An 18,083-nucleotide genomic window follows, 5' to 3' on the forward strand; every position below is an offset into this window, starting at 1 on the left:
ATCCCTGAAAGATGATCAGGTTGATAGGTCTGAGGTGGAAGTGTGGCGACACATGGAGCTGACAGATACTAATCGATCGAGGACTTAACCACATTTTGAATGATGTCATACCTGTTATCTAGTTTTGAGAGAACACTCTCAATTTGTTTGGTGGCGATAGCGAAGAGGTCACACCCGTTCCCATACCGAACACGGAAGTTAAGCTCTTCAGCGCCGATGGTAGTCGGGGGTTTCCCCCTGTGAGAGTAGGACGCCGCCAAGCAAGTTTAAACCCAACTCATTGAGTTGGGTTTTTTGTGTTCTGTTTTATTGGTATCATAAAATTCCACTTAACTGTATAATATAATAACTTTATACCGAATTTTAAATCAGCATTCAGGTTTTATGGGCCGGGAAAATGGAAATAATAAAGGATAGAGCGAGAAAGTTGAAAATTCCTGAGAAACGGCTTATAGTAAGATTAAAGTCAAATATAGTCAAAGTCAGTAAAGGAGGGGGTTGAGTGGGACATAATATTTCTGACATCATTGAACAATATTTAAAACGAGTGTTAGATCAAAATGGCAAGGAAATTTTAGAGATTAAGCGAAGTGAAATTGCAGATAAATTTCAATGCGTTCCTTCCCAAATAAATTATGTCATCAACACCAGGTTTACAAGCGAAAGAGGATATATTGTTGAGAGCAAACGCGGGGGCGGCGGTTACATCAGAATCATTAAAATTAAAATGAACAATGAAGTTGTCCTGATCAATAATATTATTTCTCAAATTAGTACCCATTTGTCTCAAGCAGCCTCTGATGACATTATTTTAAGGCTATTAGAAGACAAGGTGATTTCAGAAAGAGAAGCAAAAATGATGGTCAGCGTAATGGACCGCTCAGTTTTACACATTGACTTGCCTGAACGTGATGAATTAAGAGCAAGAATGATGAAGGCTATGCTGACTGCTTTAAAATTAAAATAAGCGGGTGAAAAGATTGATTTGTCAAGAGTGCCACGAGAGACCAGCCACTTTTCACTTTACAAAGGTTGTTAACGGAGAAAAAATAGAAGTTCATATTTGTGAACAATGTGCCAAAGAAAATAGTGATTCATATGGTATAAGTGCAAATCAAGGTTTCTCTATTCATAATTTACTTTCGGGTTTGCTGAACATGGATTCTTCATTTCAAAATGCAGGGACTCAAATGTTCAGTCACTCGGAGCAAATATCTGCTTGTCCGAAATGCGGAATGACGTTTCAGCAATTCAGAAAAATTGGCCGCTTTGGATGTTCTGAATGTTACAAAACATTCCATAACAACATAACACCTATCCTACGTAAAGTGCACAGCGGAAACACTGTGCATGCAGGGAAGATACCGAAACGAATTGGCGGCAATCTTCATGTCAGACGGCAGATTGATATGCTGAAAAAAGAATTAGAATCCTTAATCCATCAAGAAGAATTTGAAAACGCAGCTCATGTGAGAGATCAAATTCGTTCTTTGGAACAATCACTCAAAAGTACAGATAGTGAGGAGGAACAGGGGTAATGTCGCTAAAGCATTTTATTCAGGACGCACTAAGCAGTTGGATGAAGCAGAAAGGACCTGAAAGTGACATTGTACTCAGCAGCCGTATACGTTTAGCAAGGAACTTTGAACATATTCGGTTCCCTACGCGGTATTCCAATGAAGAAGCCTCATCCATCATACAGCAATTTGAAGATCAGTTTTCAGAGCAAGAAATTCCTGGAATCGGCAAATTCGTTTTGATTAGAATGAATGATGCACAGCCTTTAGAAAAGCGTGTACTTGTTGAAAAGCATCTAATCAGTCCGAATTTGACAGAGTCTCCTTTTGGCGGCTGTTTGCTTTCTGAAAATGAGGAAGTAAGCGTCATGCTAAATGAAGAGGATCATATTAGAATACAATGTCTTTTCCCTGGATTTCAGCTTCTAGAAGCAATGAAAGCCGCGAACCAGATCGATGACTGGATTGAAGAAAAAGTTGATTATGCATTCAATGAGCAGAGAGGGTACTTAACCAGCTGTCCTACAAACGTAGGTACAGGTTTAAGGGCTTCAGTCATGATGCATCTGCCGGCGCTGGTTTTAACTAGGCAAATAAATCGAATTATACCGGCAATTAATCAATTAGGCTTAGTTGTTAGAGGAATTTATGGGGAAGGCAGCGAAGCAGTAGGGAATATCTTTCAAATTTCAAATCAGATCACGCTTGGTAAGTCCGAGCAGGATATTGTAGATGATCTTAACAGTGTTGCTGCCCAGCTGATTGAACAAGAGCGATCTGCCCGAGAAGCGATTTATCAAACTTCTAAAATTGAACTTGAGGATCGGGTATATCGGTCTTATGGGGTCTTGTCTAATTGCCGGATGATAGAATCTAAAGAAACTGCAAAGTGCCTTTCAGATGTTCGGTTAGGCATAGACCTAGGCATTATAAAAGGACTTTCAAGCAACATACTTAACGAACTAATGATTTTGACGCAGCCAGGTTTTTTACAGCAGTACTCGGGAGGCGCTTTGCGTCCGAACGAAAGGGACATTCGAAGAGCGGCTCTCATAAGAGAACGGCTTCACTTAGAAATGAATGGGAAAAGACAGGAGGATGAATCGATATGATGTTTGGAAGATTTACAGAACGGGCTCAAAAAGTACTGGCGCTAGCACAGGAAGAAGCACTTCGTTTAGGTCATAATAATATTGGCACTGAGCATATTTTATTAGGACTGGTAAGAGAAGGAGAGGGCATTGCTGCCAAAGCTCTTCAAGCGCTTGGACTCGGTTCAGATAAAATTCAGAAAGAAGTAGAAAGTTTGATCGGGCGCGGGCAGGAAATGTCTCAAACGATTCATTATACTCCTAGAGCTAAAAAAGTCATTGAACTTTCGATGGATGAAGCAAGAAAACTCGGTCATTCTTATGTCGGAACAGAACATATTCTTCTTGGCCTGATTCGTGAAGGAGAAGGTGTTGCCGCGAGAGTTTTGAATAATCTCGGTGTCAGCTTAAATAAAGCAAGACAGCAGGTGCTCCAGCTTCTTGGAAGCAATGAAACAGGATCATCAGCGGCAGGAACAAACAGCAATGCGAATACGCCTACGCTTGATAGCTTGGCAAGAGACTTGACTGCTATTGCGAAGGAAGACAGTCTTGATCCTGTAATCGGCAGAAGCAAGGAAATCCAGCGTGTCATTGAAGTGTTAAGCCGCAGAACGAAAAACAACCCTGTTCTCATTGGTGAACCAGGTGTTGGTAAAACGGCTATCGCAGAAGGTTTGGCACAGCAAATTATCAATAATGAAGTACCCGAAATCTTACGTGATAAACGTGTGATGACATTAGACATGGGAACGGTTGTTGCCGGCACAAAATATCGCGGAGAATTTGAGGATCGCCTGAAAAAGGTCATGGATGAAATTCGCCAGGCAGGAAATATCATTCTATTCATCGATGAGCTCCATACATTAATCGGGGCAGGCGGAGCAGAAGGTGCAATCGATGCATCTAATATCTTAAAACCTTCACTTGCTCGCGGTGAGCTCCAATGTATTGGAGCAACGACTCTTGATGAGTACCGTAAATATATTGAAAAAGACGCAGCACTGGAACGCCGTTTTCAGCCGATCCAAGTTGATCAGCCATCTGTCGATGAAAGTATTCAAATTTTACAAGGTCTTCGTGACAGATACGAAGCCCACCACCGTGTTTCTATCACTGATGATGCCATTGAAGCTGCGGTTAAGCTTTCTGACAGATATATTTCTGACCGCTTCCTTCCGGATAAAGCCATTGACTTAATCGATGAAGCTGGTTCAAAGGTGAGACTGCGCTCCTTTACAACGCCTCCTAACTTAAAAGAGCTTGAGCAGAAGCTTGATGAGGTTCGTAAAGAGAAGGATGCAGCAGTGCAAAGCCAAGAGTTTGAAAAAGCTGCTTCCTTGCGTGATACTGAGCAGCGCCTGCGCGAGCAAGTAGAGGATACGAAGAAATCATGGAAAGAGAAGCAAGGGCAGGAAAACTCAGAGGTTACTGTGGATGATATTGCGATGGTTGTATCCAGCTGGACCGGTGTGCCTGTATCTAAAATCGCCCAAACTGAAACTGATAAGCTTCTCAATATGGAAAACATTCTTCACTCTCGTGTCATCGGCCAGGATGAAGCGGTTGTAGCTGTTGCAAAAGCCGTCAGACGTGCGAGAGCAGGGTTAAAAGATCCTAAACGCCCAATTGGCTCATTCATTTTCTTAGGCCCTACAGGTGTAGGTAAAACAGAGCTTGCGCGAGCACTTGCTGAATCCATTTTTGGCGATGAAGAATCCATGATCAGAATAGACATGTCTGAATACATGGAAAAACACTCAACTTCAAGACTTGTCGGTTCACCTCCGGGATACGTGGGATACGATGAAGGCGGTCAATTGACTGAGAAAGTCAGAAGAAAACCTTACTCTGTCGTGCTTCTTGATGAGATTGAGAAAGCGCACCCTGATGTCTTCAATATCCTTCTGCAAGTTCTTGAAGACGGTCGATTGACTGATTCTAAAGGACGTACAGTCGATTTCCGCAATACCATTTTGATCATGACATCAAACGTCGGAGCAAGTGAGCTGAAACGCAATAAATATGTCGGCTTTAACGTTCAGGATGAGACTCAAAATCATAAAGACATGAAAGATAAAGTGATGGGTGAATTGAAACGGGCGTTTAGACCTGAGTTCATCAACCGCATCGATGAAATCATCGTCTTCCATTCACTTGAGAAAAAACATCTTACTGAAATCGTGTCATTAATGTCTGATCAATTGACGAAACGCCTGAAAGAACAGGATCTTTCTATCGAATTGACTAATGCTGCAAAAGCGAAAGTCGCGGAAGAGGGCGTTGATCTGGAGTACGGAGCCCGTCCGTTAAGAAGAGCGATCCAAAAACACGTAGAGGATCGTTTATCTGAAGAACTCCTCAGAGGAAATATTCATAAAGGACAGCATATTGTTCTTGATGTAGAAGATGGCAAATTTGTCGTAAAAACGACTGCTAAAACGAATTAATATAGAAGACAGAAGTGAGGCATACAGCATGTAAGTGTATGCCTCACTTTCATATCAAGAAATAGAACAAGGGAGAGGTCTTACACTATATATGGCTAAAACAAAATCGAAATTCATCTGCCAATCCTGCGGCTACGAGTCTCCAAAATGGATGGGGAAATGTCCGGGCTGCGGTGCTTGGAATACAATGGTTGAAGAAATGATTAAAAAAGCACCGGCCAATCGGAGAGCGGCTTTTTCTCATTCTGTTCAAACTGTACAGAAACCTTCACCTATTACATCAATCGAAACATCAGAAGAACCCCGCGTTAAAACCCAGCTTGGCGAGTTTAACAGAGTACTCGGCGGAGGTGTCGTTAAAGGCTCCCTCGTTTTAATCGGCGGTGATCCTGGTATCGGAAAGTCAACGTTATTACTGCAGGTTTCCGCTCAATTATCAGGCTCATCAAACAGTGTTCTGTATATTTCGGGAGAAGAATCTGTAAAGCAAACGAAGCTTCGAGCTGACCGCCTCGGCATCAATAATCCGTCACTGCATGTTTTATCTGAAACCGATATGGAGTATATTTCGTCTGCTATACAAGAGATGAATCCAGCGTTTGTCGTTGTTGACTCTATTCAAACGGTATACCAAAGCGATATCACATCGGCACCGGGCAGCGTTTCACAGGTCAGAGAATGTACCGCTGAGCTAATGAAAATTGCAAAAACAAAAGGTATCCCGATTTTTATCGTGGGACACGTGACGAAAGAAGGGTCTATTGCAGGGCCGAGACTGTTGGAGCATATGGTTGACACTGTTTTATATTTTGAAGGAGAACGCCACCATACTTTCCGCATTTTGCGGGCTGTAAAAAACCGTTTCGGATCTACAAACGAAATGGGCATATTTGAAATGCGGGAAGAGGGGCTCACTGAGGTTTTGAATCCTTCAGAAATTTTCTTAGAGGAACGCTCTGCGGGTTCCGCGGGCTCGAGTATCACTGCTTCTATGGAGGGCACTAGACCGATTCTCGTTGAAATTCAGGCGCTCATCTCGCCAACAAGCTTTGGAAACCCAAGGCGTATGGCAACGGGAATAGACCACAACAGGGTTTCTCTGTTAATGGCTGTATTAGAAAAAAGAGTGGGGCTGCTGCTGCAAAATCAGGATGCTTATTTGAAAGTGGCTGGCGGCGTTAAGCTTGATGAACCGGCAATTGATCTTGCCATTGCGATCAGTATCGCATCAAGCTTTAGAGACACACCTCCAAATCCTGCAGATTGTTTTATTGGAGAAGTGGGATTAACCGGAGAAGTGCGACGGGTTTCAAGAATTGAACAGCGTGTGAAAGAAGCGGCAAAGCTTGGTTTTAAACGCATGATCATACCCGCGGCTAATCTGGATGGATGGACAAAACCAAAAGGGATTGAGGTTATCGGAGTAGCAAATGTTGCAGAGGCGCTTCGTACTTCATTAGGAGGATAATAGATGGAAAAAGAGAAAAAAGGGGCGAAACACGAGTTAGACTTGTCATCTATATTGCAGTTTGTTGCTCCGGGTACACCGCTCAGAGCGGGGATGGAGAACGTCTTGAGAGCAAATACAGGCGGTCTGATCGTTGTTGGATATAATGATAAAGTAAAAGGAGTGGTGGATGGAGGGTTTCACATCAACACGGCTTTTTCTCCGGCGCATTTGTATGAGCTGGCTAAAATGGATGGCGCAATCATTTTAAGTGATTCGGGTCAAAAGATCCTATATGCGAATACACAGCTGATGCCGGATGCCACAATTGCTTCATCAGAAACAGGAATGCGGCACAGAACTGCCGAAAGAGTAGCTAAGCAAACCGGCTGTCTTGTGATCGCTATTTCTGAAAGAAGAAATGTCATAACGTTATATCAGGAAAACATGAAGTATACACTAAAGGACATAGGATTTATTTTAACCAAGGCGAACCAAGCCATTCAAACACTTGAAAAATATAAGACAATCCTCGATAAAACGATTAATGCACTGAATGCGTTAGAGTTTGAGGAGCTTGTTACCTTCAGTGATGTCTTGTCTGTCATGCATCGTTATGAAATGGTGTTGAGAATCAAAAACGAAATTAATATGTATATCAAAGAGCTGGGGACAGAAGGACATCTGATCAAACTGCAAGTCATTGAATTGATTACGGATATGGAAGAAGAGGCCGCTTTATTTATTAAGGATTATGTAAAAGAAAAGATTAAAGATCCGTTTGTTCTTTTGAAGGAGCTGCAGGATATGTCCAGTTATGATCTGCTGGATGATTCCATTGTGTATAAGCTTCTCGGTTATCCTGCTTCTACTAATCTTGATGATTATGTATTGGCTAGAGGATACAGGCTGTTAAATAAGATACCGCGTCTGCCGATGCCAATTGTTGAAAATGTTGTAGAAGCATTTGGAGTCCTTCCAAGGATTATTGAGGCGAGTGCAGAAGAATTAGATGAAGTAGAGGGAATCGGTGAAGTACGAGCCCAAAAAATCAAAAAAGGATTAAAACGCCTGCAAGAGAAGCATTATTTAGACCGGCAGCTGTGATTTCGGTTAAAACCTGGTGAATACGGGTATATTAATGTTGGTTTTTGTTTATTCTGATATTCGTAGGGTGCATAAGACTTTGTGAAATTAAAATGTTTAAAAAGGAGGTGGGGGTATGTTAAAACGAATAGTTCAGGCGTTCTTCATTATTTTTGGCGGCGTTGTTGGTATATTTCTAATACCTGAATTGTTTGTACTGTTAAATATACAGGACATACCTTTAATAACAAACGCATATACGTCTGCGGCAATTGGGGCAATTATCTTTTTTCTCATTAGTATATGGGGTACAGAATACGTTGTGAACTGGGTGAAGTGGATAGAGGATTCATTGTTAAAAGCGCCGGTTCCAGATTTGTTATTTGGAAGTCTAGGCCTGGTTTTTGGACTTATAATTGCTTATCTTATCGTAAATGTTATTCCTTTAGACAATATACCTTACCGCATATTCAGCACAATTATCCCTGTATTTTTGGCTTTCTTCCTCGGTTATCTCGGCTTCCAGGTGGGCTTTAAGAAAAAGGATGAATTGATCAGCCTGTTTTCCATTTCCGCCAGAATGCAAAAGAAAAAAGGATCAGCTGAAGAAGAACATGAGGTTCAAGACAAGAAGCTGAAAATTTTGGACACTAGTGTTATTATTGATGGGAGAATAGCAGATATTTGCCAGACTGGATTTTTAGAGGGAGTTATCGTGATTCCGCAGTTTGTCCTTGAGGAGTTGCAGCATATTGCCGACTCTTCCGATGTGTTAAAACGAAACAGAGGACGCCGCGGTCTTGATATCCTGAACCGCATTCAGAAAGAATTAGACATTGAAGTTGAAATTTACGAAGGCGACTTTGAGGATATTCAGGAGGTTGACAGTAAGCTCGTCAAACTTGCGAAGCTGACAGCCGGGGTCGTTGTGACGAATGATTTTAATTTAAATAAAGTATGCGAGCTTCAGAAGGTAGCAGTATTAAACATTAATGACCTTGCCAATGCGGTCAAGCCTGTTGTGCTTCCTGGCGAGGAAATGAATGTTCAGGTCATTAAGGATGGGAAAGAGCATAATCAGGGAGTTGCCTACTTGGATGATGGTACGATGATTGTCGTTGAAGAAGGACGCAATTATATCGGCAAGCATATTGATGTACTCGTCACAAGTGTGCTGCAGACAGCAGCGGGACGAATGATTTTTGCGAAGCCTAAGCTGTTGGAGAAGGCGCTGTAAAGGGAGAAAAAACAATGAGTTATGATGTGGTGATTCCTGCAGCCGGACAGGGAAAGCGGATGAAGGCAGGGAGAAATAAACTGTTCATTGAGCTGAAAGGAGACCCGGTGATCATACACACGTTAAGAGTGTTTGACAGCCACCGGCAGTGCGAAAAAATCATCTTGGTGATTAACGAGCAGGAGCGGGAGCACTTTCAGCAAATGCTGACCGATTATCCGTTTCAAACATCGATTGAGCTTGTTGCAGGCGGAGATGAGCGTCAGCACAGTGTTTATAAGGGGCTGAAAGCCGTAAAGCAAGAAAAGATCGTCCTTGTACATGACGGTGCCCGCCCATTTATAAAACATGAACAAATTGACGAACTGATCGCAGAGGCGGAACAGACAGGAGCGGCCATCCTCGCTGTCCCGGTAAAAGATACAATTAAACGCGTTCAAGATTTACAAGTCAGCGAGACGATTGAACGTTCAAGCTTGTGGGCTGTCCAAACCCCACAAGCTTTTCGTCTTTCTTTATTGTTGGAGGCTCACGCTGAGGCCGAGCGCAAGGGATTTTTAGGGACGGATGACGCCAGCCTCGTTGAACAGATGGAAGGCGGTTCGGTCCGTGTTGTAGAAGGCAGTTATACAAATATTAAGCTGACGACGCCAGACGATTTGACGTCAGCTGAAGCTATCATGGAATCAGAAAGTGGGAATAAACATGTTTAGAATTGGACAAGGATTTGATGTGCATCAATTAGTGGAGGGCCGTCCTCTAATTATTGGCGGAATTGAAATCCCGTACGAAAAAGGGCTGCTTGGCCATTCTGATGCAGACGTATTGCTGCATACTGTCGCTGACGCCTGCCTGGGAGCTGTGGGTGAAGGTGACATTGGCAAGCATTTTCCTGACACAGATCCTGAGTTCAAGGACGCAGACTCTTTCAAATTACTTCAGCATGTTTGGGGAATCGTGAAACAAAAAGGGTATGTCCTTGGGAACATTGATTGCACCATCATAGCGCAAAAGCCGAAGATGCTGCCGTACATAGAAGATATGAGAAAAAGAATCGCTGAAGGCCTTGAGGCAGAGGTTTCACAGGTAAATGTAAAAGCAACAACGACAGAAAAACTTGGATTTACAGGACGGGCGGAAGGAATAGCGGCTCAGGCGACTGTACTGATACAAAAAGGCTAACTTGTTTTGATGCCGGGTCTATTTGGTGGTAGAATAGATTCATACATTTTTGCCTGAGGCCATACATGACATGAAAGGAAGTATTTGAAAATGGGAAACGAAGTACGCGTCCGTTATGCACCGAGTCCAACCGGACATTTGCATATTGGAAATGCCAGAACGGCGCTTTTTAATTATTTATTTGCTCGCAATCAAGGCGGTAAGTTTATCATTCGTGTTGAGGACACTGATAAAAAGCGCAATATTGAGGGCGGAGAACAAAGCCAGCTGAATTATCTGAAGTGGCTAGGTATTGACTGGGATGAGAGTGTGGATGTCGGCGGAGAGTACGGCCCATACCGTCAGTCAGAGCGTAACGATATCTATAAAGTGTACTATGAAGAGCTCCTTGAAAAAGGGCTTGCTTATAAATGCTACTGTACGGAAGAAGAGCTTGAAAAAGAGCGTGAAGAGCAGATTGCCCGCGGAGAAATGCCACGGTATTCTGGGAAACACAGAGATCTGACTCAGGAAGAACAGGAGAAATTTATTGCTGAAGGCAGAAAGCCGAGTATTCGTTTCCGTGTTCCAGAAGGAAAAGTCATCGCCTTCAACGACATCGTAAAAGGCGAAATTTCTTTTGAATCAGATGGCATTGGCGACTTCGTTATTGTGAAAAAGGACGGAACGCCTACTTATAACTTCGCGGTAGCTATTGATGACTACTTAATGAAAATGACACACGTGCTGCGCGGTGAGGATCATATTTCTAACACACCGAAACAGATTATGATCTATCAAGCATTCGGGTGGGATATTCCACAGTTCGGACATATGACGCTGATTGTAAACGAAAGCCGTAAAAAGCTCAGCAAACGTGATGAATCCATTATTCAATTCATCGAGCAGTACAAAGAGCTTGGCTACTTGCCAGAAGCGCTGTTCAACTTTATCGGGCTGCTAGGCTGGTCACCGGTTGGAGAAGAAGAGCTTTTCACAAAAGAGCAGTTTATTGAAATTTTTGATGTAAATCGTTTATCTAAATCACCAGCTTTGTTTGATATGCATAAGCTAAAATGGGTTAACAACCAATATGTGAAGAAGCTGGATCTTGATCAGGTTGTTGAACTGACGCTTCCGCATTTGCAAAAAGCCGGCAAAGTTGGCACTGAGCTTTCTGCTGAAGAACAAGAGTGGGTTCGCAAATTGATTTCCCTGTATCATGAGCAATTAAGCTACGGTGCCGAAATTGTTGAGCTGACTGATTTGTTCTTTGCGGATGAGATCGAGTATAATCAAGAAGCGAAAGCTGTTCTGGAAGAGGAGCAGGTTCCTGAAGTGCTCAGCACATTCGCTGCGAAGCTTGAAGAGCTTGAGGAGTTCACTCCAGATAATATCAAAGCATCGATCAAAGCAGTGCAGAAAGAAACTGGCCACAAAGGGAAAAAACTGTTTATGCCGATTCGTGTTGCTGTTACAGGGCAAACTCACGGTCCGGAACTGCCGCAATCAATCGAATTGATCGGTAAGGAGACTGCGATTCAGCGTTTGAAAAATATCTAAATAAATGATTGTTGACAGGGAAGAGTATAAAGCTTTAGGCCATTACAGAAAGGATCTTCATTGGCTGAGAGAGATCCATGAGCCGGGTTTTAGAAGTGCGCCCTTAAGACCTTTGAAGAACGTTTTTTAAAATCAGTATTCAAAGGCGGCCGCCGCCGTTACAGGCTGAAGTTGGGAGAGCAGGAGTCTGCTTTTCAAACAGAGTGGAACCGCGCGGTTAAAGCGTCTCTGTCATGTTTACATGCAGAGACGCTTTTTTTATTGGGCAGAGGAAATCAGATAGAGAAACGGGGGGAAGCATGTGTTTTTTAGAATGCTCAAAGAAGACATTGATACTGTTTTCGATCAAGATCCTGCAGCAAGAAGCTATTTTGAAGTGATTTTAACTTATTCCGGTTTACATGCTATATGGGCGCATCGGATTGCACATGCTTTATATAAACGAAAATTTTATTTCCTTGCACGCCTTATATCTCAAGTAAGCCGATTTTTTACCGGGATCGAAATCCACCCCGGCGCTACAATTGGGAGAAGATTTTTCATAGACCACGGCATGGGGGTTGTCATTGGGGAGACATGTGAAATCGGCAATAACGTAACCGTTTTTCAGGGGGTTACCCTTGGGGGAACGGGGAAAGAAAAGGGAAAAAGGCACCCAACGATTAAAGATGACGCATTGATAGCCACAGGTGCTAAAGTGCTCGGTTCAATTACGGTCGGTGAAGGCTCAAAGATTGGCGCTGGTTCAGTAGTGCTGCATGATGTTCCCGATTTTTCAACAGTTGTCGGTATCCCCGGACGGGTCGTTGTACAAAATGGCAAGAAGGTAAGACGCGATTTAAACCATCAGGATTTGCCCGATCCGGTTGCTGACCGCTTTAAGTCTTTGGAACAGCAGATTTTAGAGCTGAAGGCAGAACTTGAAGACAGAAAAGAAAGGATCAATCAAAAATGACAATCACACTTTATAATACATTGACTAGACAGAAGGAAACATTCGTTCCTCTTGAAGAGGGGAAAGTGAAAATGTACGTATGCGGACCGACAGTTTACAATTACATTCACATCGGAAACGCGCGTCCGGCTATCGTTTACGATACGGTTCGAAACTATTTGGAGTACAAAGGCTATGATGTGCAGTATGTCTCTAACTTCACAGACGTAGACGATAAATTAATTAAAGCGGCAAATGAGCTTGGTGAGGATGTGCCTACCATCTCAGAGCGTTTTATTAAAGCATATTTTGAAGATGTAGGTGCGCTCGGATGCCGAAAAGCCGACCTTCATCCGCGGGTGATGGAAAACATGGATGCCATTATTGAATTCGTAGATCAGCTCGTGAAAAAGGGCTACGCTTATGAATCAGAAGGTGACGTTTATTTCAAAACAAGAGCGTTTGAAGGATACGGAAAGCTTTCTCAGCAATCAATCGATGAGCTAAGATCAGGTGCACGCATCCGGGTCGGCGAGAAAAAAGAAGATGCTCTTGATTTCGCACTGTGGAAAGCGGCAAAAGAAGGAGAAATCTCCTGGGATAGCCCTTGGGGAAAAGGACGTCCGGGCTGGCACATTGAATGCTCAGCAATGGTGAAAAAATATCTGGGTGACCAGATTGATATCCATGCGGGCGGACAGGATTTAACATTCCCTCACCATGAAAACGAAATTGCGCAATCTGAGGCATTGACAGGAAAAACGTTTGCGAAGTACTGGCTCCATAATGGCTATATCAATATTGATAATGAAAAAATGTCAAAATCACTGGGCAACTTTGTGCTTGTGCATGACATCATTAAACAGCATGATCCGCAGCTTTTGAGATTCTTTATGCTATCTGTTCATTATCGCCATCCGATTAACTATTCAGAAGAGCTTCTAGAAAATACGAAAAGCGCATTTAACCGTTTAAAAACAGCGTACAGCAATCTTCAGCACCGTCTGAACAGCAGTACGAATTTAACGGAGGATGACGATCAATGGCTTGAGAAAGTTGAAGAACACCGCAAAGCATTTGAAGAAGCGATGGACGATGACTTTAATACGGCGAATGCGATTTCTGTCTTGTTCGACTTAGCGAAGCATGCCAATTATTATCTTCAGAAAGATCATACGGCTGATCATGTAATTACGGCGTTTATCCAGATGTTTGACCGTATTGTTTCTGTTCTCGGTTTTTCATTGGGTGAGCAGGAACTTCTCGATCAAGAGATTGAAGACTTAATTGAAAAACGAAATGAAGCGCGCCGGAATCGCGATTTTGCGTTGTCAGACCAGATTCGCGACCAGCTGAAAAGCATGAATATCATTCTTGAAGATACGGCTCAAGGCACTCGCTGGAAACGGGGAGAATAACGGATGCTTGAATTTGATACGATAAAAGATTCAAAGCAGCTTAACGGTCTTGCGCTTGCTTATATAGGTGATGCCATTTTTGAAGTGTATGTAAGGCATCACCTGCTTAAGCAGGGCTTTACCAAACCAAATGATCTTCATAAGAAATCAAGCCGGATTGTTTCGGCAAAGTCGCAGGCTGAGATCCTATTTTTTCTGCAGAATCAATCATTTTTTACGGAAGAAGAGGAAGCGGTGCTGAAAAGAGGCAGAAATGCCAAGTCAGGAACAACACCTAAAAATACAGATGTTCAGACGTACCGCTATAGTACAGCATTTGAAGCGCTTCTGGGCTACCTTTTTCTAGAGAAAAGAGAGGAACGGCTTAGTCAGCTCATAGCCGAAGCTATACAATTCGGGACGTCAGGGAGGAAAACAAATGAGTCAGCAACATGATTACGTCATAGGGAAGAATGCAGTGATCGAGACGTTAAAATCTGATCGGAAGCTGTATAAGCTGTGGATGGCGGAAAACACCGTAAAGGGACAAGCGCAGCAAGTGATTGAGCTTGCGAAAAAGCAGGGAATCACGATTCAATACGTCCCGAGAAAAAAACTCGATCAAATGGTGACAGGACAGCATCAAGGCGTTGTGGCACAGGTTGCAGCGTATGAATATGCAGAACTGGACGATTTATATAAAGCAGCCGAAGAAAGAAATGAACAGCCTTTCTTCCTCGTTCTGGACGAGCTTGAAGACCCTCATAATCTTGGTTCCATTATGAGAACAGCTGATGCGGTCGGCGCTCATGGCATCGTCATTCCAAAACGGAGAGCTGTCGGGCTGACAACAACAGTGGCAAAAGCTTCAACAGGGGCAATTGAACACATTCCTGTAGCAAGAGTCACCAATTTGGCACGGACGTTAGAAGAGATGAAAGAACGGGGAATCTGGGTTGTCGGAACGGATGCGTCCGCGCGTGAGGATTACCGCAATATGGACGGCAATATGCCTTTGGCTTTAGTCATCGGAAGTGAAGGAAAAGGGATGGGCCGACTCGTGAAAGAAAAGTGTGATTTTCTCATTAAACTCCCGATGGCCGGAAAGGTAACTTCACTAAATGCATCTGTCGCGGCGGGTCTTTTGATGTATGAAGTCTACCGGAAACGAAACCCTCTGGGAGAATAAAGACCCATGGATATCCTGTTAGTAGACGGGTACAACATGATTGGAGCCTGGCCGCAGCTGAAGGATTTAAAAGCGAACAGTTTCGAAGAGGCGAGAGACGTACTGATTCAGAAAATGGCGGAATATCAATCGTATACAGGAAACAGGGTTATTGTTGTTTTTGACGCGCATCTCGTTAAAGGGCTTGAGAAAAAACAGACCAACCATCGAGTTGAAGTGATTTTTACAAAAGAAAATGAGACGGCTGATGAGCGGATAGAAAAGCTCGCTCAGGCTTTGAATAATATTGCGACTCAAATTCACGTTGCGACCTCTGACTATACTGAGCAATGGGCGATTTTCGGACAGGGGGCATTGCGGAAATCGGCCCGGGAGCTTTTGAGAGAGGTAGAAGCGATTGAAAGGCGAATAGAGAGACGGGTAAGAAAAATCACTTCCGAAAAGCCGGCGGGTAAAATTGCTTTATCGGAAGAGGTTTTGAAAACGTTTGAAAAGTGGAGGCGGGGAGACTTAGATTAAGTTGACGCTTTTTTGCCCAATACTGTATAATATTTCTATCTACGTGCGCCGGGGGGATCGGAGTGAATCTACAGAACAACAAGGGAAAATTCAACAAAGAGCAGTTTTGCCAGTTGGAGGACGAGCAGGTCATTGAAAAGGTTCATGTTGGGGACAGTGATGCGTTAGATTACTTGATTACGAAGTACCGAAACTTTGTTCGGGCGAAAGCAAGATCCTATTTCTTAATAGGGGCGGACAGAGAAGATATTGTTCAGGAAGGTATGATAGGCCTCTATAAGTCTATTCGTGACTTCAAAGAGGACAAGCTTACCTCTTTCAAAGCTTTCGCAGAATTATGTATTACCCGCCAAATTATTACCGCAATAAAGACAGCTACTCGCCAGAAACACATTCCTTTGAATTCCTACGTCTCATTAGATAAACCGATTTTTGATGAAGAATCAGACCGAACGCTGCTTGATGTCATCTCAGGGGCGAAAACCTTAAATCCTGAGGAAATGATCATTAATCAGGAAGAATTTGATGACATTGAAATGAAAATGGGAGAACTACTAAGTGATTTAGAGAGAAAAGTACTCGTCTTATATCTCGACGGGAGAAGTTACCAAGAGATTTCCGATGAACTGAACCGACATGTGAAATCGATCGACAATGCCCTTCAGCGTGTGAAACGCAAGCTGGAGAAGTATTTGGAAATTCGCGAAATCAGTTTGTAATAGGAATTTCTGCTATATTGACAGTATTTTTCTGACTATGATATGTTACTAAAGATAAGAACTAATGTCTATTTAGAAAAAGGTGTAATGACATGAGAAAAAAGATTACGTTAGCATGCAAGACATGCGGAAACCGTAATTATACGACAATGAAGAGCTCTGCATCAGCGGCTGAGCGATTAGAAGTAAAGAAATACTGCAGTACTTGCAATTCACATACAGCTCATCTTGAAACAAAATAGTTTTTGCGCTTTTTAAATTGTGGAGGTCTTTTACATGCGTATTATGAAATTCTTTAAAGATGTTGGGAAAGAAATGAAAAAGGTAAGCTGGCCTAAAGGAAAAGAGTTAACGCGTTATACCATTACGGTAATTTCAACAGTTATCTTTTTTGTTATCTTTTTTGCCCTCCTTGACACAGGAATTTCTCAATTAATTCGTTTAATAGTTGAATAATGATCAGCAATACGTGCTATAATAGATCATAATATTACTTGCCAAAACCCGTTCAGCGGGTTTTTTATTGTGGCTTAAAATGAAAGTTATCATAGGCTTGCCGCCTATTTTTTGAAGCGTTATGGTAATTCACTAAAACCAAATGCGGGGAGGGAAGGACTGGACAGTCCTGAAGAGAATGGAAAAGAATTGGTATGTTGTTCACACGTACTCTGGTTACGAGAATAAAGTAAAAGCCAACTTGGAAAAACGTGTTGAATCAATGGGGATGCAGGATAAAATTTTCCGTGTAGTCGTACCCGAAGAAGAAGAAACGGATATCAAAAACGGCAAGAAAAAAGTCGTGAAAAAGAAAGTATTCCCTGGTTATGTGCTTGTTGAAATTGTAATGACAGACGACTCTTGGTATGTTGTCCGCAACACGCCGGGTGTTACTGGATTCGTAGGATCTGCCGGATCAGGTTCAAAACCGACGCCGCTTCTTCCAGGCGAAGCAGAAACCATTCTGAAGAGAATGGGCATGGACGAACGCAAAACTGATATTGACTTTGAACTGAAAGAGACAGTGAAAGTAATAGACGGACCTTTTGCTAACTTTACTGGATCGATTGAAGAGATTGATTATGACAAAAGCAAGGTCAAAGTTTTCGTTAATATGTTCGGCCGCGAAACGCCGGTTGAGCTGGAATTTACCCAAATCGATAAATTGTAATGTGAAAAAACTTGAAATTGCTATATATAAATGATAATATAGCAAAGGTACGTCTTGGACTTATCCAAGGCAACTAGCATGATATTTCGTCATTCATATAAAGAATGAAACCTTGAGTGGGAGGGTTTACCCTATTACCACATCACGGACTTAAGGAGGTGTGTCTCGTGGCTAAAAAAGTAGTTAAAGTTGTAAAATTGCAAATTCCTGCTGGAAAAGCTAACCCAGCACCACCAGTTGGACCTGCACTTGGTCAAGCCGGTGTTAACATCATGGGATTCTGTAAGGAGTTTAACGCTCGTACAGCTGACCAAGCTGGTTTAATCATTCCTGTTGAAATTTCGGTTTACGAAGACCGTTCATTTACATTTATTACAAAAACTCCACCTGCTGCAGTATTGCTTAAAAAAGCAGCTGGAATTGAGTCTGGTTCTGGTGAACCAAACCGTAATAAAGTGGCAACCGTTAAGCGCGATAAAGTACGCGAAATCGCTGAAACGAAAATGCCTGACTTAAACGCAGCAGACGTTGAAGCGGCAATGCGCATGGTTGAAGGTACTGCCCGCAGTATGGGTATTGTAATCGAGGATTAATTTGTTTCTTGT

Annotated in this window: 20 protein-coding genes, 2 rRNA genes and 1 other annotated feature; all 22 genes read left to right on the forward strand. The window is 42.7% G+C overall.

Going from position 1 to position 18,083, the window contains the following annotated elements; translation table 11 throughout:
• Positions 1-92: ribosomal RNA gene (locus NZD81_RS20380) — 23S ribosomal RNA — on the forward strand; the annotation flags it as partial.
• A 54-nt stretch (positions 93-146) separates the two neighbouring features.
• Positions 147-262, forward strand: a 5S ribosomal RNA gene (gene rrf, locus NZD81_RS20385).
• Between the two features lie 240 nt (positions 263-502).
• A complete protein-coding gene (gene ctsR, locus NZD81_RS20390) occupies positions 503-967 on the forward strand; it encodes a transcriptional regulator CtsR (protein WP_014662512.1) in 465 nt (154 codons plus the stop codon).
• Between the two features lie 13 nt (positions 968-980).
• Positions 981-1,538, forward strand: coding sequence for a protein-arginine kinase activator protein McsA (gene mcsA / locus NZD81_RS20395; protein WP_041521234.1), 558 nt, complete (start codon positions 981-983; stop codon positions 1,536-1,538).
• Positions 1,538-2,629, forward strand: coding sequence for a protein-arginine kinase McsB (mcsB, locus tag NZD81_RS20400; RefSeq protein WP_289861116.1), 1,092 nt, complete (start codon positions 1,538-1,540; stop codon positions 2,627-2,629). Before mcsA ends, mcsB begins: the two co-directional genes overlap by 1 nt.
• Positions 2,626-5,058: an ATP-dependent protease ATP-binding subunit ClpC gene (gene clpC / locus NZD81_RS20405; protein WP_282373901.1), complete on the forward strand. Its 2,433-nt coding sequence runs from the start codon at positions 2,626-2,628 to the stop codon at positions 5,056-5,058. The genes mcsB and clpC overlap by 4 nt, the downstream gene beginning before the upstream one ends.
• A gap of 91 nt (positions 5,059-5,149) precedes the next feature.
• Entirely contained in the window at positions 5,150-6,526 is a 1,377-nt protein-coding gene (gene radA, locus NZD81_RS20410; protein ID WP_015252992.1) for a DNA repair protein RadA, read from the forward strand.
• A 3-nt stretch (positions 6,527-6,529) separates the two neighbouring features.
• Positions 6,530-7,612 (forward strand): DNA integrity scanning diadenylate cyclase DisA, encoded by a 1,083-nt coding sequence (gene disA, locus NZD81_RS20415; RefSeq protein WP_289861118.1) that lies wholly within the window; start codon positions 6,530-6,532, stop codon positions 7,610-7,612.
• Positions 7,613-7,727: 115 nt separating this feature from the next.
• Positions 7,728-8,828 carry a PIN/TRAM domain-containing protein gene (locus tag NZD81_RS20420; RefSeq protein WP_282373902.1) on the forward strand — a complete coding sequence of 367 codons (1,101 nt, stop codon included), beginning with the start codon at positions 7,728-7,730 and terminating at the stop codon, positions 8,826-8,828.
• Between the two features lie 14 nt (positions 8,829-8,842).
• Entirely contained in the window at positions 8,843-9,541 is a 699-nt protein-coding gene (gene ispD, locus NZD81_RS20425) for a 2-C-methyl-D-erythritol 4-phosphate cytidylyltransferase (RefSeq protein WP_134976549.1), read from the forward strand.
• The gene (gene ispF / locus NZD81_RS20430; RefSeq protein ID WP_014475594.1) at positions 9,534-10,010 is read left to right on the forward strand and encodes a 2-C-methyl-D-erythritol 2,4-cyclodiphosphate synthase; all 477 of its coding nucleotides are present in this window, start codon (positions 9,534-9,536) and stop codon (positions 10,008-10,010) included. Before ispD ends, ispF begins: the two co-directional genes overlap by 8 nt.
• 90 nt (positions 10,011-10,100) lie before the next feature.
• Entirely contained in the window at positions 10,101-11,552 is a 1,452-nt protein-coding gene (gltX, locus tag NZD81_RS20435) for a glutamate--tRNA ligase (protein ID WP_014662519.1), read from the forward strand.
• Positions 11,553-11,554: 2 nt separating this feature from the next.
• Positions 11,555-11,785, forward strand: a binding site (T-box leader).
• Positions 11,786-11,853: 68 nt separating this feature from the next.
• Positions 11,854-12,507: a serine O-acetyltransferase gene (gene cysE, locus NZD81_RS20440; RefSeq protein WP_003225749.1), complete on the forward strand. Its 654-nt coding sequence runs from the start codon at positions 11,854-11,856 to the stop codon at positions 12,505-12,507.
• Positions 12,504-13,904: a cysteine--tRNA ligase gene (cysS, locus tag NZD81_RS20445; protein WP_014662522.1), complete on the forward strand. Its 1,401-nt coding sequence runs from the start codon at positions 12,504-12,506 to the stop codon at positions 13,902-13,904. The genes cysE and cysS overlap by 4 nt, the downstream gene beginning before the upstream one ends.
• A gap of 3 nt (positions 13,905-13,907) precedes the next feature.
• Positions 13,908-14,339, forward strand: coding sequence for a mini-ribonuclease 3 (locus tag NZD81_RS20450; protein WP_014662523.1), 432 nt, complete (start codon positions 13,908-13,910; stop codon positions 14,337-14,339).
• The gene (rlmB, locus tag NZD81_RS20455; protein WP_282373903.1) at positions 14,323-15,072 is read left to right on the forward strand and encodes a 23S rRNA (guanosine(2251)-2'-O)-methyltransferase RlmB; all 750 of its coding nucleotides are present in this window, start codon (positions 14,323-14,325) and stop codon (positions 15,070-15,072) included. Before NZD81_RS20450 ends, rlmB begins: the two co-directional genes overlap by 17 nt.
• Positions 15,073-15,078: 6 nt before the next feature.
• Positions 15,079-15,591: a ribosome-dependent mRNA decay endonuclease Rae1/YacP gene (rae1, locus tag NZD81_RS20460; RefSeq protein ID WP_003225756.1), complete on the forward strand. Its 513-nt coding sequence runs from the start codon at positions 15,079-15,081 to the stop codon at positions 15,589-15,591.
• Between the two features lie 62 nt (positions 15,592-15,653).
• Positions 15,654-16,310, forward strand: coding sequence for an RNA polymerase sporulation sigma factor SigH (sigH, locus tag NZD81_RS20465; RefSeq protein ID WP_003225758.1), 657 nt, complete (start codon positions 15,654-15,656; stop codon positions 16,308-16,310).
• A 92-nt stretch (positions 16,311-16,402) separates the two neighbouring features.
• Complete coding sequence (gene rpmG, locus NZD81_RS20470; RefSeq protein WP_003156421.1) at positions 16,403-16,552, forward strand: 50S ribosomal protein L33; 150 nt, start codon at positions 16,403-16,405, stop codon at positions 16,550-16,552.
• A gap of 34 nt (positions 16,553-16,586) precedes the next feature.
• Positions 16,587-16,766 (forward strand): preprotein translocase subunit SecE, encoded by a 180-nt coding sequence (gene secE, locus NZD81_RS20475; RefSeq protein ID WP_004399676.1) that lies wholly within the window; start codon positions 16,587-16,589, stop codon positions 16,764-16,766.
• Between the two features lie 178 nt (positions 16,767-16,944).
• Complete coding sequence (nusG, locus tag NZD81_RS20480) at positions 16,945-17,478, forward strand: transcription termination/antitermination protein NusG (RefSeq protein WP_003225764.1); 534 nt, start codon at positions 16,945-16,947, stop codon at positions 17,476-17,478.
• A 167-nt stretch (positions 17,479-17,645) separates the two neighbouring features.
• Positions 17,646-18,071, forward strand: coding sequence for a 50S ribosomal protein L11 (rplK, locus tag NZD81_RS20485; RefSeq protein ID WP_003156430.1), 426 nt, complete (start codon positions 17,646-17,648; stop codon positions 18,069-18,071).
• Positions 18,072-18,083: the final 12 nt, after the last annotated feature.

The organism is Bacillus sp. B.PNR1, from assembly GCF_030386235.1.
Classification (GTDB): Bacteria; Bacillota; Bacilli; order Bacillales; family Bacillaceae; genus Bacillus; species Bacillus stercoris.

Coding starts and splice junctions, on each gene's coding strand:
- mcsB (WP_289861116.1), top strand. CDS start 1,538: ATGTCGCTAAAGCATTTTATTCAGGACGCACTAAGCAGTTGGATGAAG.
- clpC (WP_282373901.1), top strand. CDS start 2,626: ATGATGTTTGGAAGATTTACAGAACGGGCTCAAAAAGTACTGGCGCTA.
- radA (WP_015252992.1), top strand. CDS start 5,150: ATGGCTAAAACAAAATCGAAATTCATCTGCCAATCCTGCGGCTACGAG.
- disA (WP_289861118.1), top strand. CDS start 6,530: ATGGAAAAAGAGAAAAAAGGGGCGAAACACGAGTTAGACTTGTCATCT.
- NZD81_RS20420 (WP_282373902.1), top strand. CDS start 7,728: ATGTTAAAACGAATAGTTCAGGCGTTCTTCATTATTTTTGGCGGCGTT.
- ispD (WP_134976549.1), top strand. CDS start 8,843: ATGAGTTATGATGTGGTGATTCCTGCAGCCGGACAGGGAAAGCGGATG.
- ispF (WP_014475594.1), top strand. CDS start 9,534: ATGTTTAGAATTGGACAAGGATTTGATGTGCATCAATTAGTGGAGGGC.
- gltX (WP_014662519.1), top strand. CDS start 10,101: ATGGGAAACGAAGTACGCGTCCGTTATGCACCGAGTCCAACCGGACAT.
- cysS (WP_014662522.1), top strand. CDS start 12,504: ATGACAATCACACTTTATAATACATTGACTAGACAGAAGGAAACATTC.
- NZD81_RS20450 (WP_014662523.1), top strand. CDS start 13,908: ATGCTTGAATTTGATACGATAAAAGATTCAAAGCAGCTTAACGGTCTT.
- rlmB (WP_282373903.1), top strand. CDS start 14,323: ATGAGTCAGCAACATGATTACGTCATAGGGAAGAATGCAGTGATCGAG.
- rae1 (WP_003225756.1), top strand. CDS start 15,079: ATGGATATCCTGTTAGTAGACGGGTACAACATGATTGGAGCCTGGCCG.
- rpmG (WP_003156421.1), top strand. CDS start 16,403: ATGAGAAAAAAGATTACGTTAGCATGCAAGACATGCGGAAACCGTAAT.
- secE (WP_004399676.1), top strand. CDS start 16,587: ATGCGTATTATGAAATTCTTTAAAGATGTTGGGAAAGAAATGAAAAAG.
- nusG (WP_003225764.1), top strand. CDS start 16,945: ATGGAAAAGAATTGGTATGTTGTTCACACGTACTCTGGTTACGAGAAT.